The organism is Methylobacterium sp. A49B (genome assembly GCF_053346215.1).
On sequence record NZ_JBKFBO010000096.1, the window covers coordinates 59,293 to 74,276 of the forward strand.

At 68.4% G+C, this 14,984-nt stretch carries 10 protein-coding genes; 4 read left to right on the plus strand and 6 right to left on the minus strand.

Annotated features, from left to right (window positions below; translation table 11 throughout):
• Nucleotides 1–3 precede the first annotated feature (3 nt).
• Complete coding sequence (locus ACLBX9_RS14490; RefSeq protein WP_447719419.1) at nt 4–510, plus strand: hypothetical protein; 507 nt, start codon at nt 4–6, stop codon at nt 508–510.
• A 703-nt stretch (nt 511–1,213) separates the two neighbouring features.
• Here the strand turns inward: ACLBX9_RS14490 and ACLBX9_RS14495 are convergent.
• Together ACLBX9_RS14495 and ACLBX9_RS14500 are read right to left on the minus strand one after the other, a co-directional pair.
• Nucleotides 1,214–3,001 (minus strand): glycosyltransferase, encoded by a 1,788-nt coding sequence (locus ACLBX9_RS14495; RefSeq protein WP_447719420.1) that lies wholly within the window; start codon nt 2,999–3,001, stop codon nt 1,214–1,216.
• Complete coding sequence (locus tag ACLBX9_RS14500; RefSeq protein WP_447719421.1) at nt 3,001–4,647, minus strand: hypothetical protein; 1,647 nt, start codon at nt 4,645–4,647, stop codon at nt 3,001–3,003. Before ACLBX9_RS14500 ends, ACLBX9_RS14495 begins: the two co-directional genes overlap by 1 nt.
• A gap of 210 nt (nt 4,648–4,857) precedes the next feature.
• Between ACLBX9_RS14500 and ACLBX9_RS14505 the strand changes: the two genes are divergently transcribed.
• Complete coding sequence (locus ACLBX9_RS14505; protein WP_447719422.1) at nt 4,858–5,853, plus strand: CgeB family protein; 996 nt, start codon at nt 4,858–4,860, stop codon at nt 5,851–5,853.
• A gap of 32 nt (nt 5,854–5,885) precedes the next feature.
• Nucleotides 5,886–9,083, plus strand: a complete 3,198-nt coding sequence (locus tag ACLBX9_RS14510) for a glycosyltransferase family protein (RefSeq protein WP_447719423.1) — start codon at nt 5,886–5,888, stop codon at nt 9,081–9,083.
• A gap of 421 nt (nt 9,084–9,504) precedes the next feature.
• On the opposite strand, the gene ACLBX9_RS14515 is transcribed toward ACLBX9_RS14510, so the two are convergent.
• The gene (locus ACLBX9_RS14515; RefSeq protein WP_447719424.1) at nt 9,505–9,711 is read right to left on the minus strand and encodes a hypothetical protein; all 207 of its coding nucleotides are present in this window, start codon (nt 9,709–9,711) and stop codon (nt 9,505–9,507) included.
• Between ACLBX9_RS14515 and ACLBX9_RS14520 the strand changes: the two genes are divergently transcribed.
• Nucleotides 9,694–11,094: a hypothetical protein gene (locus tag ACLBX9_RS14520; protein ID WP_447719425.1), complete on the plus strand. Its 1,401-nt coding sequence runs from the start codon at nt 9,694–9,696 to the stop codon at nt 11,092–11,094. The two genes, ACLBX9_RS14515 and ACLBX9_RS14520, sit on opposite strands and share 18 nt — an antisense overlap.
• Before the next feature lie 104 nt (nt 11,095–11,198).
• Here the strand turns inward: ACLBX9_RS14520 and ACLBX9_RS14525 are convergent, their stop codons facing one another.
• The 3 genes from ACLBX9_RS14525 to ACLBX9_RS14535 are packed head-to-tail and all read right to left on the minus strand — an operon-like array spanning nt 11,199 to nt 14,873.
• On the minus strand, nt 11,199–11,921 hold the full coding sequence (locus ACLBX9_RS14525; RefSeq protein WP_010682999.1) for an ABC transporter ATP-binding protein: 723 nt from the start codon (nt 11,919–11,921) through the stop codon (nt 11,199–11,201).
• Nucleotides 11,914–13,962 carry a branched-chain amino acid ABC transporter ATP-binding protein/permease gene (locus ACLBX9_RS14530; RefSeq protein WP_447719426.1) on the minus strand — a complete coding sequence of 683 codons (2,049 nt, stop codon included), beginning with the start codon at nt 13,960–13,962 and terminating at the stop codon, nt 11,914–11,916. The genes ACLBX9_RS14525 and ACLBX9_RS14530 overlap by 8 nt, the downstream gene beginning before the upstream one ends.
• A 38-nt stretch (nt 13,963–14,000) precedes the next feature.
• Nucleotides 14,001–14,873, minus strand: coding sequence for a branched-chain amino acid ABC transporter permease (locus ACLBX9_RS14535; RefSeq protein WP_010682997.1), 873 nt, complete (start codon nt 14,871–14,873; stop codon nt 14,001–14,003).
• Between the last annotated feature and the right edge of the window lie 111 nt (nt 14,874–14,984).

Sequence of the window (14,984 nt, forward strand, 5' to 3'; positions counted from 1 at the left end):
CTGATGGCCGACATCCTCAAGCGTCGCATGTGCACCGAGGACGGTCTGGTTCAGAATGTCGGTCGCCGGCGTGAGGATGCTGCCCGGTCCGACGAGTCCGTTGCCGGCGGCCGGCGCTGCGGTGACGGTATCCAGAAGCGCGCCGGCGGCCTCGGCGACGTGACCGATGTCGCTCAGGACTGGAGCAACGGCGCCGGAACCGGTCGGGTTGGCAACGGCGCCGGAGAGATCCGTGATCAGGTTTCCGGCTTCACCGATGTGACCGAGGCCGACCGTCTCGCCGAGATTTGTCACGCCGTGCAGCGGTCCATTGAGCGGCGCGACCTGATGACCCGTCTCTTCCAACTGCGCGTGGGTCGTGAGGATGATCTGATTGGCCGCACCGGCCAGCGCGTCGGGAAGAAGCGATCCACCGCTGTCACCGGCGCCCGGATCGACGGCACCCTCGACGAGGGACGCGATCGGGCCGAGGCTTGCGAGCTGACCGGTCGAGAGTGCCGTGGAGGATAGCAAGGCGTCGGGACCGACAATCCATTCGAGCGATCGAGACGACGGGCTGAGCAGAGCGGGGGGTGACAAAGACATGTGAGCCTCCGGTTTAAAGCTGTAACTGACAATACAATTATGGGTTGCCGCGGCGCGGTTCCGTAGTAAACGCCAGGTTAATGCAGATCGATGCGCACCTATATCTTGCAGAGGCGCGCAATCAGACCGGAAACACTTGACCTTGGTCTTTCGGCACGGCGCGCTGCATAAAAAGACAACTTCAACATATTTATGGATAATCCTCAATTAATGGCTTGAATATAACTGTATTGGCAACATAATACTGTATGTAGCATCAGATTGTTCGCTGCCTCTGTTCAGGCAGCACATCTCACCCACTGTCATGAAATCAGACGCTGCACCCTTCGCAGGTCCTCAGAAGCCAAAGTCTCTCGCAACGCGGTCATCGGCGGCTTCCGGGTGTGATCAGGGTGCCAGGACCGACCCTGAACCCGGTGGATCCGATGAGCCGGCAAGACGACGAGTCCGGATGGCAACACGGACGCACCGGTTCACCGGACGCGCGACGGGAGCCGCTTGGATTTGCCGACCAAGGCATCCAGCATTGTTGGCGGGCGGCCTGACCGGCCCATGGCGAGAGAGATGCAGGCCGGCTCCCGGATGCTCGGTCAGCCGACGTATGAACGCAGACAGACCGCTCCCCGCTTCAGGCGGAAGGGCCGCTCGTGTTCACGAGGTCCAGCAATGCCAGCACCTGCGCCGCTCCCTCCTCGGGCGTGATGCGTGAGGTGTCGAGTACCGGCACGTTCAGCTCGGCCGCGAGCGTCCGGTAGCTGGCGATACGGGCTTCGGTCATGTGCTGGGACGGGTTGGGTATGCCGCGGGCAACCATGCGGGCGATCGTGGTCGGGCGATCGGCCCAGCACATCACCGTCGGCGGACGCGGCTCCCAACCCGAGCGAAAAGTGGGCGACAGGAGTTGCGAGGCCGTGAACCAGTGCCGGTCGAAGACGAAAGGACCCGACGGCGCGTTGGCGATCGCGGCGGCTACGGCGGCGTGCGCCACGTCGTCGGCGAGGGCGTGCTGTCCGGTCCGGGCCAGATGTACCATGATCGCGCCGACCTCACCGCTGAATGGGTTCAACACGGTCGCGCCGAGCGCCCGGGCGACGTGGCGGGCGATGCTGGACTTGCCTGATCCGTCAAGGCCATCGATCGCGAGCGCGATCCGGGACGCCTGAGTCGCCTTCTGCTGCGCCCGGGTCAGGTTCGAGGGGTAGATCCGCCCCTCCCGCCGGCCGTGCTCGAGGTAGTGAAGTTCGCCCTGCCACGCGTGATCGAACAGGGCCGTGAGGTCCGGATGCAGGCGGATGTAGCCCATCGCGTCGAAGTCAACTGGCAACGGCCCGTGCTGCGTCGCGAGTTCCGTGAGACGCATCGCAGTCTCACGCGTCGGCGTCCGGGGCGGCAGCGCCGCTGCGGCCCGGGACGCGCGAACGGATACCGCTTCGGCGACTGCGCTCAGCAGCCCGTCAGCGTAGGAGTCCCAATCGAGTGTCCGGATCCGCGCGCGGCCAGCCTCGGCACGCCCGGCGGCGCCGGACGGATCCGCGGCGATCCGTTCCGCACCGGCCGCGATGGCCGCCCCGAGCGTCGCGTCGGGCCCGTCCGGCACCACGAACGCGGTGAGGTCGTGCTCGGCGAAGGCCAGCGTCCCGTGCACGGTCGTGATGAGCGGTGTGCCGCAGGCCAGCGCCTCCGCGGCGGGGTTGCACCAGCCGGCATGCGCCTCAGCGCTGCAGAAGGCGTCTAGCGCGTGGTACCAGCCGGGCAGATCGTCCTCTGCCAGGGGTCCGTACACCACGAGGCGGCCCGAGGCGACGAGGTCGGCGCGGGCGCCGACCAGCCCCCAGTCAGGCCGTCCGAACCAGTGGAGGGCCCAGCCCTCCCCGAGCCGGTCGAGGGCTTCGAGCTGCGCTGCGGGGCGCTTGTTGGCGATCCCTCCGAGCCGGCGCCGCTCATCGCGTTCTGGCCTGCGGATCGGCGGCGCGAAGAGGCCCGCATCGACCGCACCGATCAGACGCCGCCACGGTTTTCCGAAGGCGTCGAGGTCCGCGTCGCCCCAGTGGGCGTTGTTTACCACAACGAGATCCGGGTCGAAGGCCTGCGTGACGCGCGCATAGGCGCCGCGCCGTGCGGGCGCATTGAGGAAGTGCTGAATGCGCGCGCCGAAGCCGGGCGCCCGCAGATCCGCGAAGCCGTCGATCGCCGCATCCGGAAAGCCGCCGCCCGGCACCATGACGGCGTCCCAGGTTTCCCGGCCGGCTTCCGCGCGGCTTAGGACACGGAGCCGGGTCTCGAAGGCATCCTCGCCCGGGCCAAGAGTCAGGAAGGCGAGGTCGTGTCGGCGTCGCGCGAGGACGCGCCCGACCCGCTCGAAGCGCAGAAGGCCGCCAGTCAGCGCGAGGTGGTCACAGGCCACGAGCAGCCGCATCACGTCGTTCCCTTGAGCAGGCGTCGCAGTCGCATGGGAAGCCGGATGTTGCGCCACGACGCAGCTTCACGGGTGAGGAGCCTGTCCTGAAGGTGGTCGTGCGCGCGGTGAAGCTCCGCCGCATGGGCGATCACCCGGTCGGTGCGCCGGTCGCTCTCCAATTCGGCGGCTTCGTGAGCCGCCGCGTCGGCGGCGCGCGCCGCACGCAGCGCCTCGTTCTCTTCGCGCAAGCGCGCGATCTCGGCGGCCGGGTCGTCGAGCAGGGCGAGTTGACTCGGCTGCACCGGATCTGCCTGCAATTCGTCGGCGGCCGACAGGAATGTCGCGGCGGCCCAGCCGAGGTCGCGATGGGTCGCATGGCCGCTCACGAGCGACTGGAAGCGGCTTTCCCGGGCGAAACGCGCGGCAAGTTGCGCATCGTCCATGTCCAGCCCGAGCCGCGGGAGCACCGCGCGGAGGGCCTCCAGAAGATTGCGGGGAGGCAATGCGGACCGTCCCCAGGCTCGGACATCGGTGAAGGCGTTGACGAGGCCGCGCAGGGCGAGGTGACCGGCGTCCAGCGGCACGCCGAGGTCCCACTCCAAGTCGATGAAGGCACGGTCGTCACCCGACACGAGGTTCTTCGGGATAGCGTCGAGGGCGGAGGAAGGTAGGATCGTGTCGACCACCATCTCGGCTCCCGCAGCGAAGTGGCGCGATACGGTATCGCGCCATTCTACCGCCCAGGAGGTCACCCCGTCCGGACACCACCCGTCTTGCGCGCAGCGCCGGTCGAGCAAAGTCGACCAGAGCGGGCCCGGCACGTAGGTTTCCGCGGGAAACAGGTTCCTGACCTCCTCGACCCGCCCGACAAGTCCGGGGTTCAGGGGCGTGCGACGGACGTCGATTCCCGATGCGGTCATCGCGAAGGTGACGAGGCGCTCGAACTCCGGACGGCGGCGCAGTCCGACATGGATCGCCAGGGTCCCGTCCGGTGGCAGCGGCGTCTCCGAGGCGGCGACGACGAAGGCCGGCGCCAAGTCACCCATCAGGCCCTGATCCGCCACGGGCGCCCAAGCGCGCTGCGGCGAAAACAGCGTCGCGCCGGCACCCGTCGGGTCCGGCGCGGCCGCGAGGGCCAGCGCCCCCGGATCGAAGCCGCAGGGCCGCGCGAGGCCGCGTTCGGAGAGGAGGCCCAAGGGTGCATGGCGGTCCGGAAACGGGAACCACCAAGCCTGATGGACGAGGCCGAAGGCACGCAGTGACCGCTCAAGACCGCTCCGCGTGGGGAGTTGGTATCCGTCCGGCCTGGGGCGCCCTTCAAGGCTCGGGAAGCCCCCGAGTCCGGGCGTCTCGGAGCCCGCCGCCAGCCTGTGCAGCGACAGGGCGTTGTCCACGCTCAGGATCAACCACCCGCCCGGCCGCAGCCGCGCGCGTCCCCAGGCGATTGTCGCCTGAAACCTGTCCCCACCGAGCGCCGCCACAGGCTTGGGCAGCAGCTCCGTCAGGACGACAGCATCGAAGCCGGCGGTGGCCGGGATGTCCGCTCCGTCCGCCGTGATGACGACGGAAGCAGCGGCGGGACAGAGTGTGGCCGCATGTCCGTCGGAATGGGCACGCAGGACCAGCACGGCGCCGGTGAGATACGCCCCGAACGGGCGCAGCACGTCCGCTCGCCGGTCGCGCCGCCCAATGAGCCCACGGTTTGCCGAATCTTCCCGGTCCATAATTCCTAATTTCCAAGAGCTGACGCCCTAAAACATCCCGGGTAGATCCAGTCTGGGGAAAGAAACGGGAAAATTGGACACATCACGGTTGTGTGTCTACTTACATTCGCGGTTAAATATCAAACAGAAAGCCGCCCGGGGTCACGAGGGATGAATTTCGTCAGCGCCATCTCGTTGGCCGGCCCGCGCGTGGTGGTGACGAGCACCTTCCCGGATGCACTCAATCGAAATCCGACGGTCCGCAGCGACCTGGCGGACGGCTTCGCCGAGCTTCTCGGCACGGAACGCGTCTCCCTTGCGCCCCTGGAACTCGCCGTTTCGGTGATCAGGGCCACCCGGCCGGACGTCGTCGTGGCCGTCGGAAGCCTCGTCCCGGACCTCTCAGACCTGCGCGGGCTTCGCCGCGCCGCGGATGCCGTCGGCGCCGTCCTGATCTTCTGGCTGACGGACGACCCTTACGAGTTCGACTACGCCTTCAAGGCCGAACTTTACGCCGACATCGTCGTGAGCAACGATTCCTGGGCGGCGCAGCACTACCGGCACCCGGATGTCCACCACCTGCCACTGGCCGCGGCGCCGAACCGGCACTTCAGGCCGATCCGTCCGGTGGCGGAGCGGGAGACGACCGTGTTCTTCTGCGGCGTCGCCTATCCGAACCGGATCGCGCTGCTCCGTCGGATCGACGACCTGCTGGCGCATCATGTCGTGGAGATCCTCGGGGCCGAATGGCCCGACACGATCAGCTGTGCCGTGAACCGCCGGCTGACGCCCAGGCAGATGGCCGACTACGCCGCCGCGTCGCGGATCACCCTCAACATCGGCCGCGACCTCGACGTGGCCAATCGGCGGCTGTCGCTCCCGCAGGCGACGCCCGGTCCGCGCACCTTCGAGGTCGCCCTGTCGGGCTCGGCGCAGGCCTACTTCGTCACGGGACTTGAGATCTGCGACCACTTTGAGCCGGACGCCGAGATCCTCCTCGTCGACGGCGCGGCCGACATCGCGCGCGTCATCGAGCAGTCGCTCGACGACCCAGCGTCGATCGAGCTGGTGGCGCGCCGGGCGCAGGCCCGGGCGCTGCGCGAGCACACGTACCGGCATCGCGCGGCGCGTCTGCTCGACCTGACCCGCATGACGGTCATGGCCTAAACCCGGCGCGGCGCACACGGACGAACCACGGCATGTCCGATCTCTCGATCCTGCTGCTCGACACCGAGCCGCAGACGCACAACCGCTACCTCGTGCTGGCCATCGCCGATGCGCTGCGCCGTCATCCGTCCGTGCGCCATGTGCATGTCGCGGGGCACGCCGATGCCCTCACGGCCTTCACCGAGCGCGGACTCGACACGCTGATCGCCTTCGGCGGCGCCCGGCTGCACGCCCCCCTGGTTGGCCGCCTCGCGGGCCTCGCCCGGACCAGCGTGCTCTGGACCACCGAGGATCCCTACGAGCGCGCGGCGAACGTGCGAGGCGCGGCCGGGTTCGATCTGGTCTTCACCAACGATCAGGCCTCCGTCCCCGCCTATGGCGGCCGGGCGCGTCACCTCCCGCTGGCCGCGTCGCTCCTGTTCCATGATCTGGCGGTGATCGATGAGGACGCGCGCTATCGCTACGACCTGCTCTTCATCGGCACGGCTTGGCCGAACCGTGTCGCGACGCTGAACGACCTCGCGGCGAGGCTGCCGCGCGACCTGAAGTTCAAGCTGGCGCTGCCGTGGAACGCACATATCGGCCCACCCGATCTGGACGACGTCGCCCTCGTCACGGACTGGCGCTGCGGCAACCGCGATTTCGCCCTGCTGGCGAACCGAAGCCGCGTCGTGCTGACCCTGCCGCGGTCCTTCTCGTCGGCGCGCGCCGATCAGGCGACCGGCTCGACACCGCCGCCGCGCTTGTTCGAGACGGCGCTCGCCGGCGGCTTCCAGGTCGTCGTCTCGCCCGAACCGGAGACGGCGGATTACTACGCGCCGGACCGGGAGATTGCGCTCTGTACCGATGAGGCGGCGGCGATCGACGCGATCATGACCGCCCTGACGGCACCGGAGGACCGGATTGAGCGCGCGCGCGCCGCGCAGGACCGCACGCGCGCCGAGCATCTCTACGATAACCGGGTCGCCATCATCGTCGATGCCGTGCGCGCTCATCGGGAATCGGCGACACGCGGACCGGCGCCTACGGTCATGTCGTCCACCATCCTGATGCTGACGCACAACCGGATGGGACATCGCCCCGGCGGCGGTATCGAGATCTATCAGGAAGCACTGACCGATCTCGGTGACGCGTACCAGGTGCTGTTTCTCTTCCCGGTGTTCAGCGAGGGCCGGTGGTCCTTGCGGCTGGAGGGACCGGGCACTGCCGAGACCTACCCGTGCGGCGCGGTCGGGCCGCCGGTCTCAACGGATCCGCATGTCGAGGGCCTGTTCCAGCGGATCCTGTTCGAGCATCAGGTCGACCTCGTCCACATCCACCACCTGATGCATGTTCCCCTGTCGCTGCCGCTGATCGCGCGGGCCTGCGGCGTTCCCGTCGTCTACCATCTGCACGACCACTACCTGATCTGCGAGCGCTGGCTTCTGCTCGATCATGCCGGCCAGTTCTGCGACGTGGTCAATCGGGGCTCGCATCAGTGCGACGCCTGCTTGGTAGCGGGCAACAATTACCCGCCGGGCGCGAAGGCGCGTCGGGACGGCTTCGTGGCGCTGGTGACGGAGGCGATCGACGCCTTCGTGACGAGCACACCCGGGACGGCGCAGGCCCTGCGCCGCTTCTTTCCCGAGATCCCGGCCGATCGCGTGACCGAGATCGAGATGGTGGCGCCCTGTCCCGCGATCGCGAAATTCGCGCCGGCTCCGCAGCCCAAACGGCTTGCGGACAGGCTGACGGTCGCGGTCCTGGGCAATTTCGCTGCGCACAAGGGCGGCTGGCAGGCCATCAACCTGATCCGGAGTTGCGAAGCCTACCCGATCCACTTCAAGGTCATCGGCCGCGTCGACCATCCCTATCGCGACCTGATGGAGACCTTCCAACCGGATCAGGTCAGCGTCACCGGCGCTTACGAGCAGCACGCAATCGGCACGCTGCTGGCCGGATGCGATGTCTCGCTTCACCTGTCGACATGGCCGGAGACGTTCGTGATCGCGTTGACGGAGGCGTGGCAGGCGGGTCTGATCCCGATCGTCGCCGATCTCGGCGCCCTGGCCGAGCGCGTCGAGGACGGGGTCGACGGGTTCAAGGTCCCCCCGAACGACCCCGGCGCCGTCCGGGCGCGCCTGATCGAAGTGCACTACGACCGGGCGCGTCTCGCGCGGATGCGGGCGGCCGTCGGCCGCAAGATCTTTCCCTCGGTCGAGGATCACCGTGCTGCGATCCGCGCCCTCTATGCCCGCCTGATCGCGGCAAAATTCCCGGAAGCGGGACGGCATCGCAACCGCCCCCGTGCGGGCTTCGACCTGCGTCTCGAGGATCTGGGCTTTCGAACCAACGCGCCGTCCTGGACGAGTGCGGCGATCCAGTGGGACGAAGCCGCGAGCACAGAGAAGGCGGCGGCTCCGGCGCCTGGAGGCGCCCTCGTCGCGCCGACCGGCGACCTCCCTGACGAACATCGGCGTCTGAGCCTCAGGCCGGTCGCGCGCAGCGCGTGCGGCTGGAACCTGGACGTCATGCGCACCGACGATCGGCTGAACAGGACCATGGATCTCGCGTCAGTCGCGCGGGCCTCGATCTTCCTGCGCGGATGGCTCCACGTCTCCGGACCGGCACCGCGTGCGACCTACCTCCGCCTGACCGGCAGTGCCGGAACATCGTGGGCGCTCCTGCAGAGCGACCTGCGCCCGGACGTGGCGAAGTGGCACGGCGAGTCCGCCGCCGCGACGTCCGGCTTTCACGGCCAGATTGATGTGTCCGGGATGGCGTTCGGACGCTACGCCCTCGCCATCGCACAGGTTACCGGCGGACAGTTGCGGATCATGGACGACATCGCCTCGGTCTTCATCGCGCCAGACACGGGGGATCCCGCGCGCTTTATTCCCGAGCCCCGCGCGTGCATCGATGGTCCACCGCAGAGCTTTACCCTGCGCCACAGTCTGCCGGACGGCGCGGATGCGATCACGGTCTCGCCGGGTCAGCTCTGGGCCGCGGAAGTGACATTTTCAGGCGTGTCGCCCCGGCTTCCGAAGGAGACGCTCGCCGTCCTTCGGACTTCGGCCGGCCAGGCGTGGCGCGCCCCGGTCCTTCGGATCGATGAGCGGACCGTACGGATCACCGCGTCGGTTCCAGACATCGATCCGAGCACCTGCACGGTTTCCCTAGCCGAGCCGCACAGCCGAAACCTGCGAACGCTCGCGACCCTGTTCCGGACCCAGGTCATCGCCGCGTCATGACGCGACCCGCCAGAATCCTGAGTCCGTCGGCGGCCGATCCCGGCAAGCCCGGACCTCGACGCTCCGGCCCGACGCGGGGGCTCCACAGGAGGTTCCCGGGATCCCGGCCTAACCAGACGGGCGACACCGATAGGGTCTGCATATGATCATCCGCCATACGCGCCGCCTGGAGACGCGCGACGGCGGGATCACTGCACCGAACGGGTGGCCGGTTCTTCGCAAATCGGTCGCCGCGGGCTGGGCGGCGCATGCGCTGATCGATCTCGGCGGCCGGGCGCATGTACTGGCGCTGGTCAGCCCGGACGGCGCGCGGGCTCATCGCTACTTCGATGCGGACGGGGCGCCGCTCGGGGCCGAGGCCGGCGCGTTCCTCGACGCGTCTTGGCACGGCCCAGGCCCCCTCGATTGGCAGGCTGTGGCGCTAGTCACCGATGCGGAGAGCGGGGCGGCCACGCATGCCCTCGTCGAGGACGTACACATCCTGATCGAGGCCCTCGCCGCCGCTGCCGCCGTGCGGCCCCATCTCGCCGTCCGGGTCGTCGTCGGCACCGAGGCCGATCCCCGCGCCGGCACCATGCAGGCCGCCCTGGACCGGCTCAACCGAGCCCCAGTGGGCGCTCCGCCGCATCTGCCCGAATTGGTCACGAGGGAGATCGTCACCCGGCGCGGGCAGGAGACGGACCATCCCACAGGCGGAGCCCTGCACTTCTCGCTTTACCTGCCAATGCCCGGCTTCCGCTTTGCCGGTTTCTCGCCTGACCAAAACGAGACGCTCTGCACGCTGCTGGGCAAGAATTCCCGCACTGCCGCCGCACTCCTCGATGCCAGAACGAACGTCGCCTACGCGCGACCCAGCCTGGGAAGCACGGGATTTGACCCGGCCACCCTGGTCCAGGTCCGATTGTGGCGGCAGTATCTGTACCCGGTGCTGATCGCCGGGGTCTCGCGCGCAGAGCGCGTGGGCGTTGTCTTCGAGCACGCCCATATCAGCCACTACATCTGGAACGAACTTGCCGCCGTCGATGAAGTCCTCGCCCTAGGCCGGGTGCCTTCGGTGTTCCTGTTCGCAAGCTGTAACGAGCCGGTGTTTGCCGTCGATGCGGTCTTTCCGGAAGTCGCCGGGCATGTGCACCGCGCACTCGACGGACCGCTGCCTTTCCTCCAGGCCGCCGCCACCGGAGCGGCGATGTTCCTGCCCTTCCGGTCCTATCGGGTGAGCCAGCGGTTGGCCGATCGCTTGGCCGGCTTGGCGCGGGCCGCCGAGCCCGCGCTCGATTCCCGGCTTGCCGCTGCGGCGCGCCAGGCCACCATCGTGCTCATCGGCCTGCGTCTCGAGAACCGCCGCTGGATCCGGCAGACGGAGGGCTACATCACCCTGATCCGCCGCCTGGGTCGGCGGCGCGGGGAGCGGTTCCTCGTCATCATCGACGGGCACAACACGCTTCCGGGCACCTCCGTTGCCTTCGTGGAGAGCTACTGCGAGAGCCTCGTCCCCCGCGACGGCGCCTTGCCGACCGTCATTCAAATGGAGATCGACCTCGTGGAGACGCTTCGGCGCGGCATCGCGGCGGTCGCCAACGTCGAGCTCCTGAGCCTCGTCCCCTGCTCCATGGGGGCGAGCCTCGTCGCCTCCCTCCGAGCCGATCTATTCGTGACCCATTTCGGTGCTGGCTTGGCGAAGTACAAATGGGTCGCGAATGCGCCGGGCTGCGTGATCTCAAGCCGCTCCGTCCTGGCTGGCAAGGACGATCTGCGGATCTACGACACGGCGTTGTTCCGCGAGAATGCGATTGCCTGCGCCTATTATCCGGCCGAGCGCGTTTTCGATCTAGATGCTTCCAGCAACGCAATCCCGGTGCCCGGAAGCAGAGAGCGCGAGGACTTCGATCTCGATCCCGAGGACTTCGCCCGCTTTGTCGAGGCTTCTCTGCCGCGGAAACGACACGGCATCCAGAAGATCCTCGAAAGTCTTGGATTCCCGGGTCGCGCGTCCGGTTCCGGAGCTTCCTAACCGGGAGCCGTGTCGCCGAATGCGCAGCACCGAAGCATCTCCGGGCTGCGCGAGCGCGGTGGGCGTAGCGCCGGCCGGCTTCAAGCGAGGCCGGAAGCGGACCGCTAATGACTGCCGCCGAGATAGGCCGCCCGCACGGCCGGATCGTTGCGCATCTGCTGGGCCGGGCCCTGGAAGCGGATCCGGCCGTTCTCCAGCACGTAGGCGTGGTCGGCGACGCCGAGGGCCGCCATGGCGAACTGCTCGACGAGCAGCATCGTCACCTGCTCGGCCTTGAGCAGCCGGATGATCCGGAAGACCTCCTCCACGAGCTTCGGCGCGAGCCCCATCGAGGGCTCGTCGAGCAGGAGGATCTCCGGCCGCAGCATCAGGGCTCGGCCCATGGCGAGCATCTGCTGCTCGCCGCCCGAGAGCGTTCCGGCGAGCTGCGCGCGCCGCTCCTTGAGACGCGGGAACATCTCGAAGGCCCGCTCGCGGTCGGCCGCGACGTCGCCCTTCGGTCGTGATCCGGTCAGCCGCGGGAAGGCGCCGAGCGTCAAGTTGTCTTCCACGGAGAGCGTCGGGAAGACGCGCCGTCCCTCCGGCGAGTGCGCGAGGCCGAACCGGGCGACGTCGTGGCTGTCGAGGCCGCCGATCTCCTGCCCGTTCAGGCGGATCGAACCGGCCCGCGGCCGGATCATGCCCGACAGGGCGCGCATCGTGGTGGTCTTGCCGGCCCCGTTCGAGCCGATCAGCGCCACGACCTGACCCTTCGGCACCTGGAAGTCGAGGCCGTGCAGCACCTCGACCTGGCCGTAGCCGGCCGACAGACCGGTGACCTCAAGCATGAGCCGTCTCCTCGTCGGCGACCGGGCTGCCGAGGTAGGCCTCCACCACCTTCGGATCGGCCTGCACCTCGCGGGCGCTGCCCTCGGCGATCTTGTGGCCGAAATCGAGGACGCTGACGCGGTCGCACAGGCCCATGACCACGTCCATGTGGTGCTCGATCAGGATCACCGTGATGCCGGCGTCGCGGATTTTGCGGATGATCGTGGTCAATTCGGTGATGTCGGGGGCGGTCAGCCCCGCCGCGGGCTCGTCCAGGAGGAGCAGGACCGGGTCGAGGGCGAGCGCGCGGCCGATCTCCAGGAGCCGCTGCTTGCCGTAGGGCAGGTTGCGAGCCTCCACCTGCGCCAGGGCGCCGAGGCCCACGAAGTCGAGGATTGCCATGGCTCGGGCACGCTGCTCGCGCTCCTCCCGGCGCCGCCGCGGCGTGCCGAGAATTGCGTCGAACAGGTTGCCGCGGAAGCTGTGATGCAGCCCGACCAGCACGTTCTCCAGCGCGGTCATCTCCCGGAAGAGCTGCACGTTCTGGAAGGTACGGGCGACGCCCGCGTCGGCGATCTCGGAGGGCGTGCGCCCGTCGAGGCGCTTCGTCCCCTGGCCGCGGGCCAGGGTCACGCTGCCGCCGGTCGGCCGATAGATGCCGGTGAGCACGTTCATCATCGTGCTCTTGCCGGACCCGTTGGGGCCAATCAGCCCGTGGATCGTGCCCGGCCGCACCGTCAGGTCGACCCCGGCCAGCGCCTTGAGGCCGCCGAACTGCATCAGGGCCTGCTCGACGGTGAGCAAAGGGTCCGCGCCCGCGCCGCCGCTCTGGGCGCTCAGCGCCGCCCCCTCGGCGTGGAGGCTCTTGCCCTCGGCCGTGTGGGCCGGGCGCAGCGCCGGGATCTTCTCGCGGAGGAAGCCGACGATCCCGTCCGGCAGGTAGTACACCACGAACAGGATCATCAGGCCGAACACCGTCAGGCGGTAGTCGGTGACGGATTCGAGCGCGAGCGTCGCCGGGAAGAAGGCGAGGCAGAGCCCGACTGGGACCAGCAGGGCGAACCGGTCGTCCCTGCGGCGGAGAAAGGCCAGGGCGCCCACCACCAGGGCAGCGAGGGCGATGACACCCGCCATGATCCGCACCAGCCCGATATCGGCGAGCACGTTCGGCATCATCACGATGATCGCCGAGCCGATGATCGGCCCCGCGCGCGACTTGCGACCGCCCATCGTGACGGCGAGGAGGAACAACACCGTGAGTTCGAACCCGTAGGAGTTCGGCGCCACGTAGCGCTCCGACCACGCAAACAGCGCGCCCGCGAGGCCCGCCAGCGCCGCCGAGATCACGAAGGCGTAGACCTTGTAGCGGTAGACGCTGACGCCCATGCAATCGCAGGCGATCGGCGAATCGCGCAGCGCCTCGAAGGCGCGGCCGTAGGGCGAGCGCACCACCCGGTTGACCACCAGGATCGTGGCCAGCAACGCGAGACAGACGAGATAGTAGAATTCGAGCTTGCGCCCGGCGGCGCCCCAGGGGGCCTGGATGCCGAGGAGCGAGAAGTCGAGGACGCGGGCTGGCGGCAGGGTGATGCCCAGCGGGCCGTTGGTCAGCGGCGTCAACTCGTTGATGAAGATCTGCACGATGGTGCCGAAGGCCAGCGTCACCATGGCGAGGTAGGGGCCGGTGACCCGGAGCGCCGGCACGGCCAGCAGCACGCCGAAGGCTGAGGTCACGCCGATCCCGGCCAGGATCCCCCACCAGATCCCGAGCTTGAAGTGGAGGAACAGCACCGCCGCCGAGTAGGCACCGACACCGAACAGGCCGGCATGGCCGAGGCTCACCTGACCGGTATAGCCGACCACGATATCGAGTCCGAGGATAAGGATCGCGTAGATGGCGATCACCACCATCAGGTGGATGTAGTACGAGCTCGTGACCACGTGCGGGAACACGGCGAGGCCGACGACCAGCAGCACGGCGCCGAGGATGCCGATGTGGCGTGACAGGCTCGGGGCGGCGGCCGGGACGGGCGCGTCGGCGGGGGCGAGGGTCTGCGCCATGGCTCAGACTGCCGTGAGGGTTGCGCGGGCGGTCACGGTCAGACCTTCTTGATGACGGCCTTGCCGAACAGGCCGACCGGGCGGATGGAGAGGACGACGAGAAGCAGGATCAGACCCGGCACATCCTTGTAGCCGGTCGAGATGTAGAAGCCCGTCAGCGTCTCCGCGACACCGAGGATCAGGCCACCGACGATGACGCCGAGCCCGGATTCGAGGCCGCCGATGATCGCCACCGCGAAGGCCTTGAGGGCCAGGACGGAGCCCATGGTGGCACCGGTCAGCGTCACGGGCGCCACCAGCACGCCCGCGAAGGCCGCCGTCATGGCGCTGATCGAGTAGGACAGGGTGATGACCTTCTGAGTGTTGATGCCCATCAGCCCGGCGGCATCGATGTCGTTGGAGGTGGCGACGACCGCCTTCCCCCAGATCGACTTCCGATTGAAGATCTCCACCGCCAGCATCATCAGCAGTGCCCCCGCGACGATCAGCAGTTCCATCGGCAGGATGCGCACGCCGCCGACCTGCAGGGCGGTCTCGGGGAGCGGGGACGGGAATTTCAGGTCGTCGCGGCCCCAGATATTCTCGGCGACGTTCTTGAAGATGATGCCGAGCGCGATGGTGGCCATGATCCACCCGTACTCGGACTTGATCTTCACGGCAGGGCGCACGCCGAGGCGCTCCACCACGGCCCCCAGGGCGAAGCCGAAGACCAGGACCAGCGGGATCATCAGCCAGTAGCCGACGAACGGCACCAAGGTCAGTCCGAAGAGGGCTCCGAGCGCCAGCGCCTCGCCCTGTCCGAAGTTGAGCGTCTTCGAAGTCGCGAAGGTGAGCTGATAGCCGAATGCGATTGCGGCGTAGATCATGCCGACCGCGACGCCGGACGCGATGAGCTGGAGCAGGATTTCCATGGGACCGCTGTCACCGGAGGGACGTCCGGTCGCGCGGCGGGCGCCGCGGGACCGCTTCGCGCGGGGCCAGCCGGTCGAGAGACCGCCGGATGCCGGGGAGACGCCGCGCCC